This is a genomic window from Endozoicomonas sp. SESOKO4 (assembly GCF_024606275.1).
In genome coordinates, this window is sequence record NZ_JAHHPS010000232.1 from 1 (window position 1) to 2,190 (window position 2,190).

Here is a 2,190-nt window from a genome sequence, read left to right on the forward strand (position 1 = left end):
TTGCCAGCCCTTCCAGCCTCCACGAGGCTGGAATTCTCAGCATGAACATGCGCAACCTGGATTATGTTATTAAATACAATCCCCGCAAACTGCTCCCCCAGGTGGACGATAAACTCACCACCAAAAGGATGGCAGAAAAAGCCAATGTAGACGTCCCCAAACTGCTGGGTATTGTGGAATACCAGCACGATATTAAAAATCTGAGCATCCTGCTTGAAGAACACAACAGTTTCGTGATCAAGCCAGCCCAGGGCAGTGGCGGCAAGGGCATCCTGGTCATCGTGGGTCGCGATGGTGCGAGGTATGTAAAAGCCAGTGGCGACACCCTGGAATTTGAAGACATCAACCGCCATGTTTCCAATATTCTGGGCGGCCTTTACAGCCTTGGTGGTAAAAGTGATGTAGCCATGATTGAGAGCCTGATTGTGGCAGATCCGGTATTCAATGACTACAGCTTTGAAGGCGTACCGGACATCCGTATGATTGTTTTCCGGGGCTTTCCCGTCATGGGTATGTTGCGTCTGGCCACCCGGGCTTCCGATGGCAAGGCCAACCTGCACCAGGGAGCCGTTGGAGTGGGTCTGGACATAGCTTCCGGCAAAAGCTTGAGAGCCGTTCAGTTTGATCTGCTGATTAATCAGCATCCTGACACGGGTCACAGCTTTGAAAAACTGGAAGTACCTCACTGGGACAAACTGCTCAAGCTGACTTCAGCCTGTTATGACATGACTGGATTGGGATATCTGGGCGTGGACATTGTTCTGGATGAAAGGGATGGTCCACTAATCCTTGAACTCAATGCCCGTCCCGGTCTGGCCATCCAGATCGCCAATGACCGTGGCATCCAGCCCCGCCTGGAGCTGATAGAGTCTCTGCCCAACTGGAATATGCCTATTAAAGAGAAAGTCGCCTTCTCTAAAGAGCACTTTGCCATGTAATCTCCACTACATCAGGGCTCAGCGCCCTGATGTACGCTTCTCAAACCATTCATCAAAAACATCACTGATAAGTTAACTGAGTGATAAGACCGCCTTCCCTCCTTGGCCTGAAGACCTTGTCTGTGTCACAATCGTTTAAAGAGTGAATGGATTTAAGAATCAACCCTAATAAAAATGAAAAGCTGTCACTTCGTCATGGAGGACTGCCTGAATTGCAGGTTCTAATGATCTACTCATTCTGTTCGCAAAGAACAGTCATCTCCATCAGGACTTTACTGGTCATTCTGCTGACCTTTGTTGTCAGTCAGACTGCCCGGGCGACTGTTGTTGCAGAATCTTCAGAGGCTGGACCGGTTAAACTGGCCGGCTTCCTGACCCCGGTTTCAGCACCGAAAGCAATTCTGACTGGTAAACACCCCGAAACCAGTGATCGCTGGTACAAGCTCCGCCTGAACCTGAACCACTCTCTTAATTCTGACTGGTTGCTGGTATTCAGAAGAACCCCTCACAAAAAACTCGATGTGTTCACACCTTCCGAAAAAGGTTATCGAATGACTTCATTGGGCATTAGCGGTCATAACCGCAATTCAGACCCCAGAGTTCTGAAACTTATTCTGCCTGATAACAAGATTCACGATATTTATTTACGGGTAGACAACGCAGAGCCTAACAGATTGAATCCCAGCCTCTGGCCACAGTCACTCTATATGCTGGATGAGTACAAGAACCAAGCCTTTTCAGCTTCATTACTGGCACTGCTTCTGCTTTTTCTCATCGTTACAGCGGCCGCGATGATCTACACCCGACACCCATCATACCTGTTGCTTGCTGCACATCTGCTGGCTACCACTTCACTGGTTGTATTATACCAAGGCAACATTTTCTGGATAATCAAAGGAGTCGGGAATCCCGGATTCTGGGTACTGACCGTGGCAGTCATCAGCCTTGCTTCGGCTCTGGGCTGCTACAAAAATCTTGGCTTGCTGGCGCTCTTCACTCCCAAGGCAGACAGACTGATACTCTGGCTTTGCTGCCTGTCGGTCGGATTCACTCTCAGCTTCTTCGTCACACAACAAATCTTGTTACTCAATGGGGCATTTTTATTGATCGCTCTGGCCGCAGTCCTCCTCACTGCCAGCCTGCTGACCATTTTTTCTCAGGGTGTAAGACCTGCCAAACTGGCTTTACCGGTCACGACCACACTGTTCCTTGCCTTATTCAGCAGCTGGGTCTCAAAGGACTGGCCCAGAGT

General features: G+C 49.5%; 2 protein-coding genes. Both read left to right on the forward strand.

What is annotated here, in order from left to right; all coding sequences use genetic code 11:
* On the forward strand, positions 1-938 hold a 938-nt coding region (locus KDK16_RS04345), incomplete at its 5' end, for an alpha-L-glutamate ligase-like protein (RefSeq protein WP_257274840.1).
* Positions 939-1,084: 146 nt separating this feature from the next.
* On the forward strand, positions 1,085-2,190 hold a 1,106-nt coding region (locus KDK16_RS04350; RefSeq protein ID WP_257274841.1), incomplete at its 3' end, for a 7TM-DISM domain-containing protein.